General features: G+C 64.9%; 1 protein-coding gene. It reads left to right on the top strand.

Going from position 1 to position 1,790, the window contains the following annotated elements; all coding sequences use genetic code 11:
• The first annotated feature begins 164 nt into the window (after positions 1-164).
• A complete protein-coding gene (gene lpdA, locus X744_RS139820) occupies positions 165-1,556 on the top strand; it encodes a dihydrolipoyl dehydrogenase (RefSeq protein WP_023763221.1) in 1,392 nt (463 codons plus the stop codon).
• Positions 1,557-1,790 lie beyond the last annotated feature (234 nt).

Raw genomic sequence — 1,790 nt, 5'->3', positions numbered from 1 at the left:
AGGTCCTTTCAGAATCGATTTCCGCACACCACACAAGAGTCCCTTTGTACTCATGTGCGATTCCCCTGCCCTCGAGGGGGGAGATTACGCGCTTCAAGGGGCGCGCGAAGGATTGCTGCAGAGCGCTCCTTTCGAGCAGCACGACAACGAGTTGGGGTGTCATCATGAAAGAAATCTCCTGCAAGCTGCTCGTCATCGGCGCCGGTCCGGGCGGCTATGTCTGCGCCATCCGTGCCGGCCAGCTCGGCGTCGACACGGTGATCGTGGAAGCCGGCAAACCGGGCGGCACCTGCCTCAATGTCGGCTGCATCCCGTCCAAGGCGCTGATCCATGCCGCGGAAGAGTTCGAGAAGGTCTTGCACATGGCCGGCGGCGAAAGCCCGCTCGGCATCTCGGTCACCGCACCGACGCTGGACCTTGCCAAAACAATCGCCTGGAAGGACGGCATCGTCAGCCGGCTCAACAGCGGCGTGGCCGGCCTGCTGAAGAAGGCCGGCGTGAAGACCGTGCACGGCTGGGCGACCTTTCGTGACGGCAAGACCGTTGCGGTCGAGACCGAGACGGGAAGCCAAGTGATCCGCGCCGAGGCGATCGCCATCGCCACCGGCTCGGCCCCGGTCGAACTGCCATTCCTGCCCTTTGGCGGGCCGGTGATCTCCTCGACGGAGGCGCTGGCGCTAAGCGAAGTGCCGAAAAAACTTGCGGTCGTCGGTGGCGGCTATATCGGACTGGAACTCGGCATCGCCTTCGCCAAGATGGGCGCCAAGGTGACCGTGGTCGAGGCCTTGCCGCGGGTGCTGGCGCAGTATGATTCCGAACTCACCCGGCCTGTCGTCAAGCGGCTCTCCGCGCTCGGCATCGAGGTGATCACGGGCGTCAAGGCCAAGGGAACCAAGGGTGGCGCGCTGCTGATCGAGACATCCGACGGCAAGAGCGTCAAGGTCGCCGCGGACAAGATCCTGATGACGGTCGGCCGCAAGCCGGTGACCGAAGGCTGGGGGCTCGAGCAGATCGATCTCGACTTGGCGGGCAAATTCATCCGCATCGACGACCAGTGCCGCACCTCGATGCGCGGCATCTTTGCCATCGGCGACGTCACCGGCGAGCCGATGCTGGCGCACCGGGCGATGGCGCAGGGCGAAATGGTCGCCGAAATCGTTGCCGGCCACAAACGCAGCTGGGACAAGCGCTCCATTCCCGCTGTCTGCTTCACCGATCCCGAGCTGGTGACGGCAGGCCTGTCGCCGGAAGAGGCCAAGGCGCTCGGCGGCGAGCTCAAGATCGGCATGTTCCCGTTCGCCGCCAATGGCCGGGCGATGACGAAGCTCGGCGAGGACGGCTTCGTTCGCGTCGTGGCGCGGGCGGACAACCATCTGGTGCTCGGCATCCAGGCAGTCGGGCAAGGCGCGTCGGAACTGGCGGCGGCGTTTGGGCTGGCGCTTGAAATGGGCGCAAGGCTGGAGGACATCGCCGGCACCATCCATGCCCATCCGACGCAAGGCGAAGGCTTCCAGGAAGCCGCGCTTAAGGCGCTGGGGCACGCGCTGCATATTTGAGGCGGTGTGATCTCCCCCCTTGAGGGACCCTTGAGGGGGAGATGTCGCCGAAGGCGACAGAGGGGGTCGCCGCGCGTCAAGCGCCATCCTCCCATCTGTCGCAAGGAGGGTCGCATCCAGTCGAACCGACCCCACTCTGGCCTGCCGGCCATCTCCCCCTCAAGGGCAGGGCTATCGCATATGAGTAAAGAGGCTAAGCAGGTTTTGATCGGCCCATCGTGCCTTGAGTCGTTT

The organism is Mesorhizobium sp. LNHC252B00 (assembly GCF_000502955.1).
In the GTDB taxonomy this organism is placed as follows: domain Bacteria; phylum Pseudomonadota; class Alphaproteobacteria; order Rhizobiales; family Rhizobiaceae; genus Mesorhizobium.
This window is presented reverse-complemented; position numbering and strand designations above follow the sequence as displayed.

What these genes read in the sequence shown, in the direction of transcription:
- lpdA (WP_023763221.1), top strand. Translation starts at nt 165, where the DNA reads ATGAAAGAAATCTCCTGCAAGCTGCTCGTCATCGGCGCCGGTCCGGGC.